Here is a 19503-nt window from a genome sequence, read left to right on the forward strand (position 1 = left end):
TTGTCATGCTTGAAGGTGATTTTATACATGCAAGGAATACTAAAGTAAAGCATAGGAGGAGGCGTTATATTGAACAAGTTAGAGCAATTAATTGCACAGTTAGAGCTGGTGAATCAGCTACTTTGCACGAGAGTGTCACTGGAAAGCAATGCACACTGTATGCATTTTTTTATGCAACTAAAAGCAGTTAGCCAGAAAGTAAGCTTAGCAGAAAAGAGCTGGCAAGTAAAGAATGCTTGTTCGCCTATTAGTAGTGAAAAATGATAGACTTTGGTACACTTATCTCATCAGCAATGAAAGGGAAGAGATGAGGTGCGAATATGTTAGTGTTGGAACAAACAACAAAGTTAATAGAGGAATGCGAGCAATGTGTGACACGCTTTTGGCAAATGCGCGAGGAGGATCGTACACCCGATTTTTATCAAGAGGTAAAGCCGTATGCAGATGAGCTTCACACGCTGTTAACAGAATGGCAGCAAGAAGCCAATCAATGGATACACAGGCACCAGCCCAAATATATGCACACACAGCAAATTGCTTCAGCAAAGGAAGCGATGGAGCAATTTGTTGTGCAATCCTTTTATAAAGAAACAAGTAAAAAACGTTTTTTAGATGCCATCCATTCTACCTTCTATACATTAAAAAACTTTGAACGCTTACTAAAGGAGGTCGTGCAGGATGCTATCGAAGAAACGAACGATTAGTGAGCTTTTAAATGAATGGCGCTATGATGAAGAATTAAAGGAGCGTATTTTACATTGGCAGACGCTTGAGGGGCGACCAGCCAAATATGCGCCTTTTCCAGAAAATCTACATCCATCTTTAAAGAGGGCATTGCAAAAAAGAGGGATTGAGCAGCTTTATACACATCAGCGAGAGGCTTTTGATTTAGCACAAAGCGGCTCTTCCTTTACAGCGGTAACACCGACAGCATCTGGTAAATCATATTGCTATCATTTACCAGTGCTACAAAAAATATTAGAGGATAACAATGCACGTGCCATTTATTTATTTCCAACAAAGGCATTGGCACAGGATCAAAAAAATGACTTAAATGAGCTGATTGAGCAAAGCGGTGAGGAAATTTTAAGCTACACGTATGATGGCGATACAGCTCCAGGGCTTCGTCAAAAGGTACGCAAGGCAGGACATATTGTAATGACGAACCCCGATATGCTACATTCAGGTATACTGCCACATCATACAAAATGGGTGTCCCTCTTTGAAAATTTGCAATATATCGTAATAGATGAGTTGCATACATATAAAGGTGTATTTGGTTCACATGTTGCGCACGTTATTCGCAGACTAAAGCGTATCTGTGAATTTTATGGCAGTCAGCCTGTGTTTATTTGTACATCAGCAACAATTAAAAATCCTCAGGAGCTTGCAGAGCTTTTAACAAATGAATCCCATCAGCTTATTGCTAAATCGGGCGCTCCTGTCGGTAAAAAAACCTTTTTATTTTATAACCCACCGATTATTCATAAAACATTTGGAGTGCGGAGAAGCGCTGTTTTAGAGGTGAGCGATTTAGCAAAAAGGCTTTATACGGCGGGCATTCAATCCATTATTTTTGCAAAAAGCCGCGTGCGCGTTGAGATGATTGTTACCTATTTAAAGGAGCTAACGCGCAATAAACTGCTGGATGAGTCTGTGCGTGGCTATCGAGGCGGCTATTTGCCATCTGAGCGACGCGCGATTGAAAAGGGCTTACGCGATGGAACAATTCAAACGGTTGTTAGTACAAATGCATTAGAATTAGGAGTCGATATTGGTCAATTACAGGCGTGTATTATGACAGGCTATCCAGGGAATATTGCCAGCGCTTGGCAGCAGGCAGGACGCGCAGGAAGAAGGCAGGATGAGGCATTAATTATTTATGTGGCACAATCGTCTGCACTCGATCAATATGTTGTCAATCATCCATTATTTTTACTTGGCAGTACACCTGAGGAGGCACGTATTTATCCTGAAAATATGCTTATTTTAATGGATCATTTAAAATGTGCAGCCTTTGAGCTACCATTTTCCATAGACGATACATATGGCGAATATGACATTCAGGAATTACTGGCCTATTTAGCAGAAGAAGGGATTGTCTTTAAAACAAGCGATAAATGGCATTGGATGAGTGATCGTTTCCCAGCTCATGATATTAGCCTGCGCTCCGCCTCACAGGAAAATGTAGTAATTATTGATATATCTACACCAGCGCAAACAAAGGTGATTGGTGAAATGGATCGTCATAGTGCGATGACATTATTACATGAGGAAGCGATTTATTTGCATCAAGGCATTCAGTTTCAAGTGGAGAAGCTGGATTGGGAGGAAAAGAAGGCCTATGTACGTGAGGTAGATGTTGATTACTATACAGATGCAAATCTTGCAGTAGAAATGAAGGTGCTAGAGGAAGATCGTAGCCGACACTACGTAGGCGGCACAATTAGCTTTGGCGATGTTGGCTTAGTCGCACAGGCAACCATTTTTAAAAAGATACGCTTTGGCACGCATGATAATATTGGGTCAGGGCCGATTCATTTGCCGCCAGATGAAATGCATACAAATGCGTCATGGCTATCCTTTGCAGCACCGGAAAAATGGACAGAGGAGGAGCTAACAGATGCTATGACAGGAGCAGCCTATGCAATGAATGCCTTTATACCATTATTTATCCAATGTGATAGCAGCGATGTTGCGGTTGTGCCTCAGGTCAAGGCAACCCATAATGAGCGTCCAACATTTTTTATTTATGATAAATATCCAGGTGGTATTGGGCTCAGTGAAAAGGTCTATGATTTATGGGAGGATTTATTAGCAAAGACACAGCAGCATGTTATAAATTGCCCTTGTGAATCAGGCTGTCCATCTTGCATTGGCGCACAGGACGCTGTATTAAGTGTCAAAAATAAAGTTGTGAAATTGCTTCAATTGCTAAACGCTTTTTAGTCGCGGGTAAATGTCCCTTTATCGCAGGTATTAGGCTACGCTTCACGCGTAAACATCCTCCCATCGCGGGTATTTGCTGTGATAGCACGGGTAAGTGAATCGTTTGAATGCACCGAATAGTCATGGTAATCTTGCAAGAACTACTACATGTAGAAAAAGAGTGAATGCTATGTCTTACGAAAATAAAATACTACAAATGAAAAAAATGCTCGGTAAAAAATCAACGACTCAGCCAAAAATACAACAACCAGCCTATCAAAAGCCTGCAAAACCAAGCTATACAGAGCAATGGGAAAAGGCGGGGCTCACGGTTGTAGAAAATGATTTTGGCATTGTCTTTAAGCGACAGGTAAGCTATCCATTTTCGTATCAGCATGGTGATTATCAATTGCAATCCTTTTTGGATGCTGTGCAAAAGTGGCAGGCTGCGGACTTTGACCATCCTTATGCGCTTGATAGTGATGAACGTGTGCTGTTTTTTGATACAGAAACAACGGGCTTAAAGGGCGTGGGCACACATATTTTTTTGCTTGGCTTTTTAGAGGTAACAGCGGACAGCTTTATGCTGACGCAATATATTCTTGCTGATCCTGCCCATGAAGCAGCATTGCTGTTTGAATCCAAGCTTTGGCAAAAAACGGCAACGGTTATTACGTATAATGGCAAAAGCTTTGATTGGCCACAGCTTGAAACGCGCTGGACATTGCATCAAAAAACATTACCAAAATTACGTACACAGCGACATATTGATTTATTGCATAGTTCGAAGCGTTTATGGAAAAATGATATGGAACGCTTAAAATTAAAAGCTGTGGAGGAAGAGAAGCTTGGCTTTTCCCGTGTGGGCGATATTCCTGGCTATCTCGCACCAATTATTTATTTAGATGCTGTGAAAAGTGGTATACCAGATGCCTTACTAAAGGTGCTGTATCATAATGAGTGGGATTTACTTTCATTAATTACGCTTTATAGTCACTCTACACATTTATTGTTTGAGGACAATCAGGAGGAATCGGCAAAAACCTTTACCAATATTGGGAAGTGGTATGGCGATTTAAAGGAAAGTACACAAAGTGTTAAAGTGTTAGAAAGGGTGACAGCGCAATTTAATGAGCTAGAGGCGGGCAATGCACACTATTATTTAGCGTTACAGCATAAGAAAAATAAACGCTATAGTGAAGCGATTGATGCTTTTGTGGCATCTCTCCATTTTGTGCAACCAAGAACAAAGTTGCATGCGCTTGAGCAGCTAGCCATACTTTATGAGCATCAAATGAAGGATTATGAGCAGGCCCTTTATTATACGCAAGAAGGCATACAATTAATCCAAAATAATGAGCAATGGAGAGTAGAACAAAAACAAAAATGGGCAATTTCCTGGGAAAAGCGATTACACAGATTAGGAAATAAGAAATAATTTCCTAGGTAAACGCAAGAAACGACAACTTTTGCCTTACAATTGGTGCTTTCAGACGATATAATGTGAGGAAGTATGGTATAATGAATTCGTGTATGTAGTGTGAGGAAGGGCGATGCAAATGGACATTAAATTAACGTCAAAAATGATCCTTGAAAAGGAATTTAAAAAGAATTTTAAAGGCTACAATGTGGAAGAAGTCGATTCTTTTCTTGATGAAATTATTCAAGATTATGAAACGTTTGAAAAAGTGGTGGCCCAGCTACGTGAAGAAAATGGACAACTAAAAGAGGAAAATAGACAGCTAAAAGAAGAAATCGATAGTACACCAAAACGACAACCGATTGCATCGGCAGCGGCTGGTACAACGAATTTTGATATTTTAAAGCGTCTTTCTAATTTAGAAAAGCATGTATTTGGCAGTAAGCTCTATGAATAAATTTGTTCAATAATATTGTCTTTAATATAAAACTTTAGTATAATATTTTGTATCATCATGAAATTCTGGTAATCGCTGCGGCGCTAGACGTCGTAGAGGAAAGTCCATGCTCACACGGTTCTGAGATGACCGTAGTGTTCGTGCTTACTGAAAAAATAAGGTAAGGCAGCTATTATAGCTGACGGCGGAAGGAAAACCTAAGTCTTCGGATATGGTTGAAACTTCCTGAAAGTGCCACAGTGACGAAGCTTGCTTGGAAACTGGCAAGGTGGAACGAGGTAAACCCCACGAGTGAGAAACCCAAATTATGGTAGGGGCACTCTCTAGAAGGAATTGAACGGATAGAGGGACAGAGTTTGCTCTGTAGATAGATGATTACCACCTGATCGTACGAGGCATCAAGCTGTTTGAGTACCCAGGAACAAAACATGGCTTATGGAATTTTTTGATGCTTATCTACAAAATAACAAACGCTCTCCAATTCGGTGGAGAGCTTTTCTTTTGAGCTTATCTTGCTTCAATGGCTGTATCAACTCCCGCTGAGGTAAGATAGAACTTTGAGCGGATGTCACGGATTTGGCAGAGGCACTTTTCAAGTGAGTTCACAAAATCCGGCTACAATTATGCGAAGTATAATTGATAAGGAAAAGTAACCTCGTTAGTCAAGTCTTGGTATACGCGATACGTTTGAGAATAGGCAAAATGTTAGTCAAGCCCCTATCGCTACCTTCGAAGTCATAACACCTGAAGACGGTTATCGCATCATAATTTAAGATAAATTTGTATACATACGAGTTGGTCTACTAGAAATACCCTAATGAGGGGGAGTATAAAAAGATAGGATGGAGCGGGACATGAACGAAGTGAATAATTGGGAAAGTAAGGATGCATTCAGTTTGATTTCAAAATGCCCTACTACCTTAATCTTTAAAATCTTCGAAAATGTATCTGAAGGCATCATGATTACTGATGAAAATAAAAAAATAATAATGGTTAATCCTGCCTTTGAATTTGTAACAGGCTACACACGTGACGATGTTGTAGGAAAAACGCCAGCCGTTTTACAATCAGGTGTACATGAATTGCCATTTTATTTAAAAATGTGGGAACAGATACGACAAGAAGGTATTTGGCAAGGAGAAATATGGAATCGCCGTAAAACAGGGGATCTATATCCTGAATGGCTAACGATTATGCGCGTAACCGATGATAAGGGAGAGATTGTAAATTATTGTGGTATTTTCACAGATTTGTCTGAACGAAAAATTGTTGAAAATGAATTAGAAAAACGTTTGTTAACCGATTCATTAACAGATGTATCCAATCGATTTGCATATATTGAAAGAATGGATAGCCTGCTGGAATCAACGGCTACTGTTTCTCGTTCAGTACAGCATGCTGTTTATTTTTTAGATTTGGATCGCTTTAAGCAAATTAATGATACATTAGGTCATACTGTTGGGGATTTTCTTTTAACGGAAGTGGCGAAACGTTTAAAAAAGCTGCTGAAAAATAAAGATATTATCGCTCGATATGGCGGAGATGAGTTTGTTATTACATTAACAAATGTTAAAAATATAAAAGAAGCCGCAAAGTTCGCAGAGCAGATTATTCATACGATTGAACAGCCAATCAAGGTGAATAATCAAGAGATTTTTATTTCTACAAGTGTTGGCATTAGCATATATCCAACAGATGGGAAAAAAACTGAGGAACTGATTAATTGCGCGGATAAGGCTATGAGCTATTCAAAAAACAATGGCGTAAACGGCTATGCCTTCTATTTTGATGAACTGCATACAGATGCACAGCGTGTTTTATTGCTAGATACAGAGCTAAGAAAAGCGATTGAAAGCCGTGAGTTTGAGCTTTATTTTCAGCCTAAAGTTACAATACAAAATGAACAAATTCAAGGTTTAGAGGCACTTATTAGATGGAACAACGAGAGGCTAGGATTTGTATCCCCAGCAGAGTTTATCCCGTACGCAGAGGAAACGGGCTTAATTATTCCACTAAGTGAGGCCATTATTGAAAAAGCATGTGAGGCTGTTAGTGAAATGCAACAATACGGCTGGAAAATTCCAATAGCCATTAATATTTCGAGCATTCACTTTAAACAGCAAAACTTTTTAGAGTCTATACAAGTAATACTTGAACGCTATAATATGCCCGCGAGTAATTTTGAAATTGAAGTAACAGAGCGCACGGTGATGAATAGTGCGAATGAAACCGTCAGCAAGCTAGTGCGTTTAAAGCAATTAGGCTTTAAAATTTCTATTGATGATTTTGGCACAGGCTATTCATCTTTAAGCTATTTAGTGCGCTTCCCATTGGATTGTTTGAAAATTGATCGCAGCTTTATTCAGCATATTGGCTCACTCGCTGAAAAGCAGGCAGTGGTAGATGCCATTATTCAAATGGCTCATCGACTTAAAATGAAAGTTGTAGCAGAGGGTGTAGAACAAGCACAGCAAGTGGATATACTACGTAAAATGAACTGTGATATTATCCAAGGTTATTATTACAGCAAGCCATTACCAATAAACGAGCTTTTAGAGTTTATGGAGTATTGGGAAATTGAGCATCAAGGAAGGAAATAATCTTATGGCAAACTATCAATTAGTAGCTACAGCTGCAATGGGCTTAGAGGCAATTGTAGCACAAGAAGTTAAGGCACTTGGCTATGAAACAACCGTTGATAATGGCAAAGTATATTTTAATGGAGATGAAACAGCGATTGCGCGCACTAATTTATGGTTGCGTGTAGCAGATCGTGTCAAAATCGTTGTAGGACAATTTCCAGCAAAATCGTTTGAGCAATTATTTGAAAGTGTGAAAGCACTCCCTTGGGAAAAATATTTACCAGTGGATGCTGCCTTCCCAGTATCAGGGAAGTCCGTAAAATCGAAATTATTTAGTGTACCTGATTGTCAAGCCATTACCAAAAAAGCAATCGTTGAGCGAATGAAGCAGCATTATAAGCGTCTTGGCTTTTTAGACGAATCTGGTGCAACATATAAAATTGAGGTTTCAATTTTAAAAGATGTGGCGACACTAACAATTGATACATCTGGTGCTGGCTTGCATAAGCGTGGCTATCGTCAGGCACAGGGTGAAGCACCATTAAAGGAAACATTAGCAGCAGCGCTTGTACAAATCTCAAAATGGAATCCAAATCGTCCGTTTGTTGATCCGTTCTGCGGTTCTGGAACGATTGCATTGGAAGCGGCGATGCTTGGACAAAATATAGCACCAGGCTATAATCGTGAATTTATTTCAGAGCAATGGTCGTGGATGAAAGCTGCCATTTGGGATACTGTTCGTGATGAAGCTGAAAGTTTAGCAAATTACGATCAGCCATTAGAAATTATTGGCTCAGACATTGACCATCGCATGGTCAGCATTGCACAAGAAAATGCGATGGAAGCAGGCTTTGGTGAGTTGATTACGTTTAAGCAAATGCAGGCACGCGATTTTACCACGCAATTAACGGATGGTGTGATGATTGGGAATCCGCCATATGGAGAACGTATTGGTGATGTAGAAGTCGTAGAGCAGGTAATCCGTGATCTCGGTAAAGTGATGAAAAACTATCCAACTTGGTCTGTCTATATGCTATCTTCCATGAAAAATTTTGAAGAATTATATGGTCGACAAGCGACGAAAAAGCGGAAATTATTTAATGGCTTTATCGAAACAAATTATTATCAATTCTGGGGTCAAAAATCTAAAAGAGATTAACGAATACTAACGGAAGATAAGGTTTTTTCTTATCTTCCGTTTCGTCGCGTATAATAGGAACAGATTGTTAGAGGGGGAACATCAATTGCGTAAATCTTTACCATTTGCATTATCAAAGGATCGTTCGTTTTTTGAATCATTAGGTGATTGGATGGGCGATGTTCTTTATGACGAATTACCTGAAAAAGGCTTCGAATGCCGTGATGAACAAATATTTATGGCTTATCAAATTGAACAAGCACTGAAAGAAAAAAATGTGCTTTTTGCAGAAGCAGGTGTGGGTACTGGTAAAACGATTGCTTATTTGCTACCAGCTATTTCCTATGCACGCTACACAGGCAAGCCTGCACTTATTGCTTGTGCCGATGAAACTTTAATCGACCAGCTTGTGAAAGAGGGCGGCGATATTTATAAGCTTCAGCAAACATTAGGGCTCGATATTGATGTTCGTCTTGCAAAATCAAGAGATCAGTACTTATGCTTAAAACGTTTTGAGGAGGCAGAAAAAGTAGAAACAGATGAGTGGATCGATGATATTGCCTTTTCTATTCCTGACGGTGTCTATGCACAGGGCTCGATGATTGCTGTTCATCCATATGGGGAACGGAGCGATTATCCAACGGTGAGCGATGAAGATTGGCAAAAAGTCAACTACAACGCGATTATGCAATGCTCTGTTTGTGACCTTCGTAATCGCTGTGGGCAAACATTACATCGTGCCCATTATCGTAAATCTACAGATCTTGTTATTTGCTCACAAGACTTTTTAATGGAGCATTTAGCGACAAAAGAATCTCGTGAGCGTGAGGGGCAGCTTGCACTACTGCCTGAAGTATCAATGATTGTGCTAGATGAGGGACATCTATTAGAGTATGCGGCGCAAAAGGCAATGACTTATAAAGTGCAGGCAACAACGATTGTTAATTTATTAGAGCGCTTAATGGTGGATGGTGTGCGAGAGCGCACGCTATATGCAATGGAAAAGCTACAGGACGATCATGAGCTATTTTTTGACCAGGTACGTGATGATGTTGTGGCGTCCAATGAGGATCGTAAACGTATTAATAAATCAGCAACACTATTAGCATATGGTAAGCAGCTAATAGATGATGTTGAAGCATTGATGGAGGAATTTGTCTTTGAGTCAGAGATGTATATGATTCCTGAATATGAATTAAATATGGCAGAAGAATATTTAGAGCAATATGAGGCTTCCTTACGTATTTTTATTGCACAGGGCGATGCGGTGGACTGGTTAGAGGAAACAGATGGCGAGGAAACGCTTGTTATTATGCCTCGACTTATTACAGAAGTTTTAGCAGAAAAATTATTTTCTAAAAAGCTGCCAATTGTTTTTTCATCAGCAACATTAGCTGTCAATAAAGATTTCTCATATATTGCCTATAGTTTAGGGATTCGAGATTATCAATCATTTTCTGTCCCTTCGCCATTTGATTATGAAGAAGTGATGAAAATTTATTTACATGAACTTGCTCAAAACGACAAAGCAGCGCGTGTTCAGCAGCTTTTGCGCGATGGTGAAAAGACATTGATTTTATTTAAGTCAAAGCAGGCGATGTTAAACTTTAAGGAGCAATTGCCGTTGATGGAGCGTATGTATGTTGCATTTGAAGGAGATCGAGAGCTATCAGCTATTGTGCGAGATTTCCAGGAAGGAACGATTAAAACATTATGCTCCTATCATTTATGGGAAGGTTTAGATTTACCTGAGGAAGCTTTAACGCGTGTCATTATTTATGACCTGCCATTCCCACCACATGATCCATTATTTGATGCCAAGCGTACATTTGCAGAAAACCCATTTGAAGAGGTGGAGTTACCTTTTATGCAACTCCGCTTGCAGCAAGGGATGGGGCGTTTAATCCGCACCTCAAATGACCATGGTGATATTCATATTTTATTAAACGAAGAGGAACAAAAACAGCGGGCAGCCTTTGACAATATTTTAGCGGTTGTTCCAGAAATAAAGTAGTGAAAAAAGCAAGTTTGCCTAGAAAGCAAGCTTGCTTTTTTGTTATATTAAAATAACTAAATTCGTTCAGGTAAATAATGTTATTTTTAAGAAGGTGTTGAATATTTCTCTTTTAAACTATATAGTTGTTAGTTGTGTAATGAATTTTGATAAAATAAAATGTTTTTTGTATTGAAAATGATTTCACAAAAGGTTTATAATGATGACAAGAATTTTTTAAGAATAGTCATATTGTTGGTTAGCTATTCTTTGATAGGGGGCTTAATCCTGTCGAACGTTCAATCATTGTGTAGAAAATATACAAATCTATCAGCAGCAGATATTGAGAAGTTACTTGAACTAGAAGCTACATTAGCGTACTATGCTGAGCTGACGGATTGTTATATGTTCATCGATTGTATGTTAGAAAATTTACCACATGCAATTGTTGTGGCAGAGGCATTCCCAAAGAAGGAAATTGGTTTATACGAAAAATCTGTTATTGGAAAATTCGTATTTGAAAGCTTTGAACCAGCCGTCTTCGCTGCGTTTAAGCATAAAGAAAAGTCATCCATCTCCAGAGCTGTAACACAGGAGGGCATCACGGTAGAGCAGTATGTTGTGCCAATCTTGAATGTGCAGCAGCAAGTGATTGCAGTGTTAATTCAGGAAAAAATGGTGAAGATGCAAACAACACCAAAGGATGATTTTCACAATATGCCCTTTGCCTTAATTGAGCATATTGTAGAGCCAAATTCTCAGCCGATGCCAGTTGTATCAGATTTATTGGTAGAGTCGATTATTTTAACAAATCATGAAAACAAAGTGATTTATAGTAATCCTGCAGGCTATCGATTCATTTCTGAGCTATCAGGATTGGAAAACTTTGATAATGTTGCATTGGATAAAATGTTACCGTTTTTACAAGAAGTCTATGATCAAGGCGACGATGTCTTTTTCCTAGAAATTACGATTGAGCGTAAATCCTTTATTGTCAAGAAAATTCCAATTCGCAGTCAACATGATAAAGTTACACTGCTAATTATTCATGATCTTACAGAGCTAAAGCTGAAGGAAAATGAACTGATGATGAAAACATTTGCGATACGGGAAATTCACCATCGTGTGAAAAATAATCTGCAAACGGTAACAAGCCTACTACGCTTGCAAATGCGAAATGACTCATCTGCTGCGAATGCAAGTGCTTTTCAAGAGGCATTAAATCGAATATATAGTATTTCATCTGTTTATGAGCTTATTTTAGAAAATGAGGATAACGCCGAAGAGAAGGTAGATGTTATCGCATTAGCTAAAAAAATTGGTCATAAAATGATTGGTACATCCAATACAGCCACAATTCAACTAGCCTTTCAGCATGATAATATGCAGCTATTTTGTCATTCGAAAAAGGCAGTATCGCTTGCACTCATTATTTGTGAGCTATTGCAAAATGCATTAAAGTATGCATTTATCGGTCGCAAGGAAGGAACGATTGATATTCAATTTATGCAGGAAGATTGCAATATTGTGCTTCATATTTCTGACAACGGCGTTGGAATGCAAGAAGTGAAGGCATCTTTCGGTATGGAGATAATCACAAGGCTTGTGGAATATGATTTAGCTGGCTCATTTTCAATTATCCCTAGTGAAGAAGGTACACACACTCAAATTCAGTTTCCTGTAAGTGAGGAGGTATTTATCGTAAATGGCTAGGAAAGTTATGATTGTCGAAGATGAATCACTGATTGCAATTGATTTAAAGTTTATGCTAGAAGATAATGGCTACGAGGTCGTAGCGCAAGCAAATAATGGCGAAGCTGCCATTGAGCTAGCCTTTTTGCATAAGCCACAGTTAATTTTAATGGATATTAAAATGCCTAAGCTGGACGGCTTAAAGGCAAGTAAAATTATTGAACAACAGCTTGGTATACCTGTTCTTTTCATCTCAGCGTATAGTGAGAAAGAATTGTTGCTATATATGAAACAAGATAATATATTAGGCTATGTAATGAAACCGTTTTCCGAAAAAAATGTGTTGCCTGTATTAGAGGTTGCATTCCATCAAATTGATAAATTCAACCGACTCAATGGAGAGCTTTTACATAAGGAAACACAATTAGAAAAGCGAAAAGTCATCGAACGCGCAAAGGGCTTGCTGATGCAGGCTGAAAATATAAGCGAGGACGAGGCTTATCGTAAAATTCGCAATGAAAGTATGCAAACACAGCAGGAAATGGTGCATATCGCCAAACAAATTATTCATACCTTACAAGTCAATAGTTGAAGCAAAGGCGCTTTAAAGAGATTTTTTCTTTAAAGTGCCTTTTTTTATATATATTAATTCATTAAAAAAGGGGTGATGAGTAGGATGGCAATGATAGGAACGGTTATCGTTTATATTATTATGATTTGTGCAGTTTTAGGGGCAATTGGAGCAATCCGAGATGCTGAGTATGGCATTGGTAAAGAATTTATGAATGGTATACATACAGTTGGGCATATTTTTGTCCCTGCAGCAGGAATCATGGCAGTTATACCTTACTTAACATGGTTTATTAGTCATTTTATTAGTCCGATTTTTGAATTTATTGGTGCAGACCCCGCGATTGCAGCGACAACCATTTTAGCTTCGGATATGGGTGGTTACCAATTAGCCAATGCTTTAAAAGAGTCCTATGAGGGATGGGTGATGGCTCTTGTTGTTGGCTTTATGTCAGGTGCTACCATTGTTTTCTCCATTCCAATGGGGCTTGCGATGCTAGACAAGCGTGATCATAAATATATGGCACTAGGCATTATGGCTGGTGTATTAACAATTCCGATTGGTGCATTTATTTCATCGGTTATGATCGTGCTATTTAACACGGAAGTCCGTGAAGTGATTAGTACAACAGAGGCTCCAGCATATGTATTTGCGATTTCAATTTTACAAATATTAATTAATTTATTGCCTTTATTTATTTTTGTTATTTTAATCGCATTAGGCTTAAAGCTTGTGCCAAATGCAATGATTACAGGCTTTATGCTGTTTGGACGCATTATGGATGCGGGGATTAAGCTTGTCCTTGTTTTCTCAATTGTTGAAATTTTTACAGGTCTTTTTACCAAGATTTTTGGTGTATGGGGCTTCGATCCGATTATGGCTGATGAGATCGATCAATTCCGTGCATTGGAAACAGCAGGCTATATCGGGATTATGCTAGCGGGAGCCTTCCCAATGGTGTATTTAATCCGAAAATATGCTTCGAAACCGCTTGAGGCTGCTGGTAAAAAATTAGGCTTATCCTCAGTAGGAAGTGCTGGAATTTTAGCAACTGTTGCCAATATTTTAGCAATGTTTACACTTGTACGCCAAATGCCACCAAAGGATAAAGTTATTAATATTGCATTTGGAGTATGTGCGGCATTTTTATTAGGCGACCATTTATCATTTACAGCTAACTTCCAGCCAACAATTATTTTACCTGTAATTGCTGGTAAGTTTTTAGCAGGTGTGATTGCGATTATTTTAGCGTATAAGCTATCTGTTCCAACGGCTTTAAAGCTAGAAATTGAAGATCGCAAGGCAGGCATTATTAAAGAGGGCGAATATTTAACAGATCAAAAATCTGAATAAAGAAGGGCAAGGTGATAGCAGGTGAGTGAAGAAAAGAAACGGTTTATTCAGGAGTTTGTGCCGGGGAAGCAGCTAACATTAAGTCATTTAATTGCCAATCCTGATCCTGACATGTTTCAAAAGCTTGGCATACAAGAAGCAGGTGCGCTTGGTATTATGACCTGTACGCCAAGTGAAACGGTTATTATCGCAGGAGATTTAGCGACAAAGGCTGCCAATGTCAAATTAGGCTTTTTAGATCGTTTTACAGGCAGTCTTGTTATTGTTGGCAGTGTGTCAGAGGTGGAAATGGCAATGCTAGAAATTAATCGTTTTTTATCTGAGGTATTAGGCTATACACCATCGAAAATAACGAAGTCATAGGATGTGTCATATGAAAAATCGAGTAATGATAATAGGTGGTGTACAGGCAGGAAAGTCAACATTGATGAATACCTTGCTAGGCAAAGAAAGCACAGCCAATAAAACACAGGCACTCGTTTATGATGACTGGATTGTTGATACACCGGGTGAATATATTGAAAACCCTATGTATTACAGAAATATTATGGCAACATCATTGGAAGTGACACATGTTATTTATTTACAGGATGCAACATCAGCTAAAAGCGTGTTTCCACCGCAATTTAGCTTAGGCATCCCTAAAATCCAAATAGGCGTGATTACGAAAATTGATGCACCAAATGCAGATGTTGAACGGGCAACTGAGTTACTAAAAAATGTCATCACGCAAGGTGCTATTGTCAAAACCTCTTCATGGAAAAAGCAGGGCGTGGAGTTTATAGCGCCGCTTATCCAGCTTCGTACTAATGAGGAAATTCGTCAATATGTCAAGGATTGCGATAGTCCGTATCTCATGTATTACCCATAGTGATGAGAGGAGGCATAGGGTGAAAACTGAAAAAATATATAGTGCAGGCATTGATATTGGAACAAGCACCACAAAAATGGTTGTCAGTCGTTTTCTATTAAAAAATGTGGCAGGCGTTACACATGTGCCAAGAATTGAAATTATTGAGAAAACAGTGTTGCATCAAAGTCCTATTATTAAAACACCGTTTCTAAATAAAGACATGATTGATATGCAAAAAATTGAAGCATTTATTTTTCAGCAATATCAATTGGCACAAATTGCACCAACAGATATTTCAACAGGAGCCATTATTATTACAGGTGAATCTGCCACAAAGGAAAATGCACGTGAGGTTGTTCATACGATTGCAGATGGCGCTGGTCATTTTTTAGTTGCTACCGCGGGACCTGATTTAGAGGGCATTATTGCTGCAAAAGGTGCAGGTACATTACAGCAATCAAAGAATTCATCCAAAGTCATTGCCAATATTGATATTGGCGGAGGCACTGCCAATATTGCGGTGATGCAGTTTGGCGAAGTAATTGGTACTTGCACCTTGCATGTTGGTGGTAGATTGATTGAGTTTCAGGCTGGCAAAATTCAATCAATCTCTCCACCGCTCATGCGATTGATGGAAAAATGGCCTCAGCCGTTAGCTGTTGGTGATTCAGCAGAGGATGTGCGAGTGTCACAATGTGTGGAAGAAATGGTTAAGACACTTGCCATGATTTTACACGGTCAATGTCAGGATGAAGGGCATCCATTATTGCTAGGGCATTTACCAAACTGGCATAAACCAGTAGATGCTATCGTCTTTTCTGGTGGTGTAGCTTCCTGCATTTATGAAAATGACTGCACACAGCGTCAATATGATGATCTTGGTGAGAAATTAGCGAAGATGCTGCTACAGCATGAACAGCTCCAATCATTTTTATGGTTACAGCCAAAGGAAACAGCACGTGCCACAGTAACAGGTGCTGGCACACAAACAACTGACATTAGCGGAGCAACAATTCAAGTGGATGCCGAGGTGTTACCGTTAAAAAATGTACCTGTCTTCAACTGTCATATGGATGCATCAATAGACTTTCACACGACAGTGAAGACAGCCGTAGAGCGGGCAGATGATTTATTTACCATACAGGATAATCGTTCACCATTTGCCCTCTATTTTAGTGAATTGCCTTATTTGAGCTTTCAGGATGTCCAGACATTGTGTCAGGCGATTTTGCAGCATTTGGCAATAAAATGCTCCAAGGACATACCAATTATCATAGTCATTCAATCAGATTATGCAAAAATTATTGGTCAAACGATACAGGCAATTGATCCTACAGTGCCAATACTTTGCATCGATCAAATTAAAGTGGATACAGGCGATTATATCGACATTGGAGAGGTTCTGCCATCTGGCGTTGTACCTGTTGTTGTCAAAACACTTGCCTTCCACTCAAAGTAAGGAGGATGAATGTGAATCTATCGGTGATATTTGGTGGAGAAAAATATAATTTTCAATCATTAAAAGATGTAATGGCAAAGGCCAATGAAGAAAAATCAGGTGATCAGCTAGCAGGCATTGCTGCTGAATCCGTACAGCAACGCATTGCCGCAAAGGCTGTGCTCAGTGAGCTATTAGTAAAAGATATTCGAGAAAATCCATTAGTGCCAAAGGAAAATGATGAGGTTTCACGCATTATTGAAGGTGATGTGAATGAACAAATCTATGGCGAAATTAAAAACTGGAGCATTGAGCAGCTCCGAGAGTATATTTTATCGAATGACACAGGTGATCGTGAGCTAAAGCGTTTAAGCAAAGGCATGAATTCTGAAATTATTGCGGCTGTCACAAAGCTGATGTCTAATTTAGACCTTGTTCATGCTGCCAATAAAGTGGAAATTTTATCAACCTGTAATATTACGATTGGGCAAAAGGGGACATTGTCTTCAAGGCTCCAGCCAAACCATCCAACAGACAATATTGATGGCATTATTGCTTCGCTAAAGGAAGGGCTATCCTACGGTATTGGTGATGCTGTTATTGGCATTAACCCTGTGGATGATTCTGTTGAAAGTGTTAAAAAGGTGTTGACTGCGACAAAGGAATTTATCAATGAATGGTCGATTCCTACGCAAAACTGTGTATTGGCACATATTACAACACAGATGAAGGCAATTAAGCAGGGCGCACCCGCAGATATGATTTTCCAAAGTATTGCTGGTACTGAAATTGCGAACCGTTCGTTCGGTATTTCTGCGGATTTAATTCGTGAAGCAGAGGAGCTTATTAAAAAGCAAGGGACAGGAACAGGTCCAAACCTCTTTTATTTTGAAACAGGACAAGGCTCAGAGCTATCGGCAGAGGCTCATATGGGCATTGACCAAGTAACACTAGAATCTCGCAATTATGGCTTTGCAAGACATTTTAATCCTTATATTGTCAATACAGTTGTTGGCTTTATCGGTCCAGAGTATTTATACAATAATAAACAAGTGATTCGAGCAGGTCTAGAAGATCATTTTATGGGTAAGATGCATGGCATTCCAATGGGTGTGGATATTTGCTATACGAACCATATTAAGGCAGACCAAAATGATATTGAGGATTTAAGCGTGCTATTAACAGCAGCAGGCGTCAACTTTATTATTGCTGCACCGATGGGTGATGATGTGATGCTCAATTATCAATCCATGAGCTTCCATGATGTGGCTACATTACTCCAAACATTTGGTAAAAAACCAGCACCAGAATACTTAGCATGGTTAGAGAAAATGGGCATTTATGAAAATGGTCGACTTTCAGCAAGAGCTGGTGATTTATCTATTTTTGAAAGGTAGGTGAGTCGAGTGAATGAACAATTAGTATCGATGATTACACAGCTTGTCATGGAAAAAATGGCGCAAAGTGCAGATAGTCAAGCAGCTAAAGCAACGGCTGCTCCAACAGCACAGCCACTTATTCAATTTTATGATAAGCCAGCGAACTCGCAGCACAGTATAACAGAGCCTGAAGCAGCAGCATCCGAACCATTAATTAAGCTATATCAGCATGGGCAGCTCCATACAGCGTCTACAACGCTTGAGCAGCCATTACCAGAAGCTGCACCAGCGCAGCCATTTCAATTTGATACAGCGCCATTGAATGATAGTGTGCAGGCAGCCCAAAAAAACACACCTGCGCGAATTGGTGTAGGCAGGGCAGGAACACGACCAAAAACAAAAACATGGTTAAAATTCCGACTCGATCATGCAGCAGCAGTGGATGCCGTATATGGTGAAGTATCGGAGGAGCTACTACAAAAGCTGAATGTGTTTCAAGTAACAACAAAAGTGATAGATAAAGAGGAATATATTACAAGACCTGATTTAGGTCGTCGCTTATCGGATGAAGCAAAAGCATTGATTCAGCAAAAATGTAAAGCGCAGCCCACTGTACAAATTATTATTTCCAATGGCTTAAGTGCCAGTGCCATTGAGGAAAATGTACAAGACGTTTACCTAGCCCTTCAGCAAAGCTTAAACAATTTAAATATTGATATGGGGACAACGTTCTATATTGATAAAGGGCGTGTTGCCTTAATGGATGAAATTGGTGAGGTATTACAGCCAGATGTCGTTGTTTATTTAATTGGTGAGCGTCCTGGTCTTGTATCGGCTGAATCCATGAGCGCGTACTTATGCTATAAGCCAAGAATTGGCACGGTGGAGGCGGAGCGCATGGTTATTTCCAATATCCATAAAGGTGGTATTCCGCCATTAGAGGCTGGCGCTTATCTTGGAACAGTCGTACAAAAAATCTTGCATTATCAGGCAAGTGGTGTAGAGCTTGTCGCAAAAGAAGGTTAGGGGGCTAATAAGATGAATCCTCAAAAAATTATGGCACAAATTTTAGCAATGCAAACTATTCCAAGGGTTAATAGTGAATTAGCGCAGCAGCTAGCTTTAAAGCCATCGCACCATAGCATTGGGCTTGTGACACTCACCATTGATGATGTTGCCTATGTAGCATTAGATGAAGCAACGAAAAAAGCAGATGTGGATGTTGTCTATGCGAAAAGCTTCTATGCTGGAGCAGCACATGCATCTGGCCCATTATCAGGAGAGGTAATTGGCATTATTGCTGGCAGTTCACCAGATGAGATTCGTAGCGGACTAGACGCCATTCAGCAAAAAATTCAATTTGATACGTATTTTGAAGCCATTAATAATAATGATAATCATGCATTGTTTGCACATACAGTAGCTAGCTGTGGTACGTATCTTGCTGAGGTGGCAAATGTCAAAGTAGGCACACCCCTTGCATATGTAATCGCCCCACCACTAGAGGCAGTTGTTGGCTTAGATGCAGCATTAAAGGCGGCAGACGTAGAGCTAAAGGTGTTCTTTGGCCCTCCATCAGAAACCAATTTTGGCGGCGGCTTACTAAGCGGCAGTCAATCATCCTGCGAGGCTGCGGCAAATGCCTTTAGAGAAGCCATTGAACAGATAGCAAGAAACCCAGTGATCTAGAAGGGAGGCG

Annotated in this window: 17 protein-coding genes and 1 other RNA gene; all 18 read left to right on the forward strand. The window is 39.5% G+C overall.

Annotated elements, in window-relative coordinates; all coding sequences use genetic code 11:
• Positions 1-69 precede the first annotated feature (69 nt).
• Positions 70-264 carry an endonuclease gene (locus MHB42_RS07255; protein WP_340805274.1) on the forward strand — a complete coding sequence of 65 codons (195 nt, stop codon included), beginning with the start codon at positions 70-72 and terminating at the stop codon, positions 262-264.
• Positions 265-320: 56 nt separating this feature from the next.
• Positions 321-704: a YppE family protein gene (locus MHB42_RS07260; protein ID WP_340805275.1), complete on the forward strand. Its 384-nt coding sequence runs from the start codon at positions 321-323 to the stop codon at positions 702-704.
• Entirely contained in the window at positions 679-2949 is a 2271-nt protein-coding gene (locus MHB42_RS07265; protein ID WP_340805276.1) for a DEAD/DEAH box helicase, read from the forward strand. The genes MHB42_RS07260 and MHB42_RS07265 overlap by 26 nt, the downstream gene beginning before the upstream one ends.
• Positions 2950-3145: 196 nt before the next feature.
• On the forward strand, positions 3146-4366 hold the full coding sequence (locus MHB42_RS07270) for a ribonuclease H-like domain-containing protein (RefSeq protein WP_340805277.1): 1221 nt from the start codon (positions 3146-3148) through the stop codon (positions 4364-4366).
• A 121-nt stretch (positions 4367-4487) separates the two neighbouring features.
• The gene (gene gpsB, locus MHB42_RS07275) at positions 4488-4805 is read left to right on the forward strand and encodes a cell division regulator GpsB (protein ID WP_340805278.1); all 318 of its coding nucleotides are present in this window, start codon (positions 4488-4490) and stop codon (positions 4803-4805) included.
• A 60-nt stretch (positions 4806-4865) separates the two neighbouring features.
• Positions 4866-5246: RNase P RNA component class B (gene rnpB / locus MHB42_RS07280), an RNA gene on the forward strand.
• A gap of 413 nt (positions 5247-5659) precedes the next feature.
• Positions 5660-7405 (forward strand): EAL domain-containing protein, encoded by a 1746-nt coding sequence (locus tag MHB42_RS07285; RefSeq protein ID WP_340805279.1) that lies wholly within the window; start codon positions 5660-5662, stop codon positions 7403-7405.
• Positions 7406-7409: 4 nt separating this feature from the next.
• The gene (locus tag MHB42_RS07290; RefSeq protein ID WP_340805280.1) at positions 7410-8546 is read left to right on the forward strand and encodes a THUMP domain-containing class I SAM-dependent RNA methyltransferase; all 1137 of its coding nucleotides are present in this window, start codon (positions 7410-7412) and stop codon (positions 8544-8546) included.
• Positions 8547-8631: 85 nt separating this feature from the next.
• Entirely contained in the window at positions 8632-10539 is a 1908-nt protein-coding gene (locus MHB42_RS07295; protein WP_340805281.1) for an ATP-dependent DNA helicase, read from the forward strand.
• A 285-nt stretch (positions 10540-10824) separates the two neighbouring features.
• Positions 10825-12231, forward strand: a complete 1407-nt coding sequence (locus tag MHB42_RS07300; protein WP_340805282.1) for a sensor histidine kinase — start codon at positions 10825-10827, stop codon at positions 12229-12231.
• On the forward strand, positions 12224-12802 hold the full coding sequence (locus MHB42_RS07305; RefSeq protein WP_340805283.1) for an ANTAR domain-containing response regulator: 579 nt from the start codon (positions 12224-12226) through the stop codon (positions 12800-12802). Before MHB42_RS07300 ends, MHB42_RS07305 begins: the two co-directional genes overlap by 8 nt.
• Before the next feature lie 84 nt (positions 12803-12886).
• Positions 12887-14134 carry an ethanolamine utilization protein EutH gene (gene eutH, locus MHB42_RS07310; protein WP_340805284.1) on the forward strand — a complete coding sequence of 416 codons (1248 nt, stop codon included), beginning with the start codon at positions 12887-12889 and terminating at the stop codon, positions 14132-14134.
• A gap of 21 nt (positions 14135-14155) precedes the next feature.
• Positions 14156-14497 carry a BMC domain-containing protein gene (locus MHB42_RS07315; RefSeq protein ID WP_274796475.1) on the forward strand — a complete coding sequence of 114 codons (342 nt, stop codon included), beginning with the start codon at positions 14156-14158 and terminating at the stop codon, positions 14495-14497.
• Positions 14498-14507: 10 nt separating this feature from the next.
• Entirely contained in the window at positions 14508-15005 is a 498-nt protein-coding gene (locus MHB42_RS07320) for a EutP/PduV family microcompartment system protein (protein WP_340805285.1), read from the forward strand.
• Between the two features lie 19 nt (positions 15006-15024).
• On the forward strand, positions 15025-16446 hold the full coding sequence (locus MHB42_RS07325; RefSeq protein WP_340805286.1) for an ethanolamine ammonia-lyase reactivating factor EutA: 1422 nt from the start codon (positions 15025-15027) through the stop codon (positions 16444-16446).
• Between the two features lie 5 nt (positions 16447-16451).
• Positions 16452-17822 (forward strand): ethanolamine ammonia-lyase subunit EutB, encoded by a 1371-nt coding sequence (locus MHB42_RS07330; RefSeq protein WP_340805287.1) that lies wholly within the window; start codon positions 16452-16454, stop codon positions 17820-17822.
• A 9-nt stretch (positions 17823-17831) separates the two neighbouring features.
• Positions 17832-18830, forward strand: a complete 999-nt coding sequence (eutC, locus tag MHB42_RS07335) for an ethanolamine ammonia-lyase subunit EutC (protein WP_340805288.1) — start codon at positions 17832-17834, stop codon at positions 18828-18830.
• 12 nt (positions 18831-18842) lie between these two features.
• Positions 18843-19493: an ethanolamine utilization microcompartment protein EutL gene (gene eutL / locus MHB42_RS07340; RefSeq protein WP_340805289.1), complete on the forward strand. Its 651-nt coding sequence runs from the start codon at positions 18843-18845 to the stop codon at positions 19491-19493.
• The last annotated feature ends 10 nt before the right edge of the window (positions 19494-19503 follow it).

Origin of the sequence: Lysinibacillus sp. FSL K6-0232 (assembly GCF_038008325.1) — a bacterium.
Classification (GTDB): domain Bacteria; phylum Bacillota; class Bacilli; order Bacillales_A; family Planococcaceae; genus Lysinibacillus.

Bases quoted from the DNA above. Each gene is read 5' to 3' on its own strand.
- eutH (WP_340805284.1), top strand. From the start codon at position 12,887: ATGGCAATGATAGGAACGGTTATCGTTTATATTATTATGATTTGTGCA.
- MHB42_RS07320 (WP_340805285.1), top strand. From the start codon at position 14,508: ATGAAAAATCGAGTAATGATAATAGGTGGTGTACAGGCAGGAAAGTCA.
- gpsB (WP_340805278.1), top strand. From the start codon at position 4,488: ATGGACATTAAATTAACGTCAAAAATGATCCTTGAAAAGGAATTTAAA.
- MHB42_RS07265 (WP_340805276.1), top strand. From the start codon at position 679: ATGCTATCGAAGAAACGAACGATTAGTGAGCTTTTAAATGAATGGCGC.
- MHB42_RS07330 (WP_340805287.1), top strand. From the start codon at position 16,452: ATGAATGTGAATCTATCGGTGATATTTGGTGGAGAAAAATATAATTTT.
- eutL (WP_340805289.1), top strand. From the start codon at position 18,843: ATGAATCCTCAAAAAATTATGGCACAAATTTTAGCAATGCAAACTATT.
- MHB42_RS07260 (WP_340805275.1), top strand. From the start codon at position 321: ATGTTAGTGTTGGAACAAACAACAAAGTTAATAGAGGAATGCGAGCAA.
- MHB42_RS07270 (WP_340805277.1), top strand. From the start codon at position 3,146: ATGAAAAAAATGCTCGGTAAAAAATCAACGACTCAGCCAAAAATACAA.
- MHB42_RS07285 (WP_340805279.1), top strand. From the start codon at position 5,660: ATGAACGAAGTGAATAATTGGGAAAGTAAGGATGCATTCAGTTTGATT.
- MHB42_RS07305 (WP_340805283.1), top strand. From the start codon at position 12,224: ATGGCTAGGAAAGTTATGATTGTCGAAGATGAATCACTGATTGCAATT.
- MHB42_RS07290 (WP_340805280.1), top strand. From the start codon at position 7,410: ATGGCAAACTATCAATTAGTAGCTACAGCTGCAATGGGCTTAGAGGCA.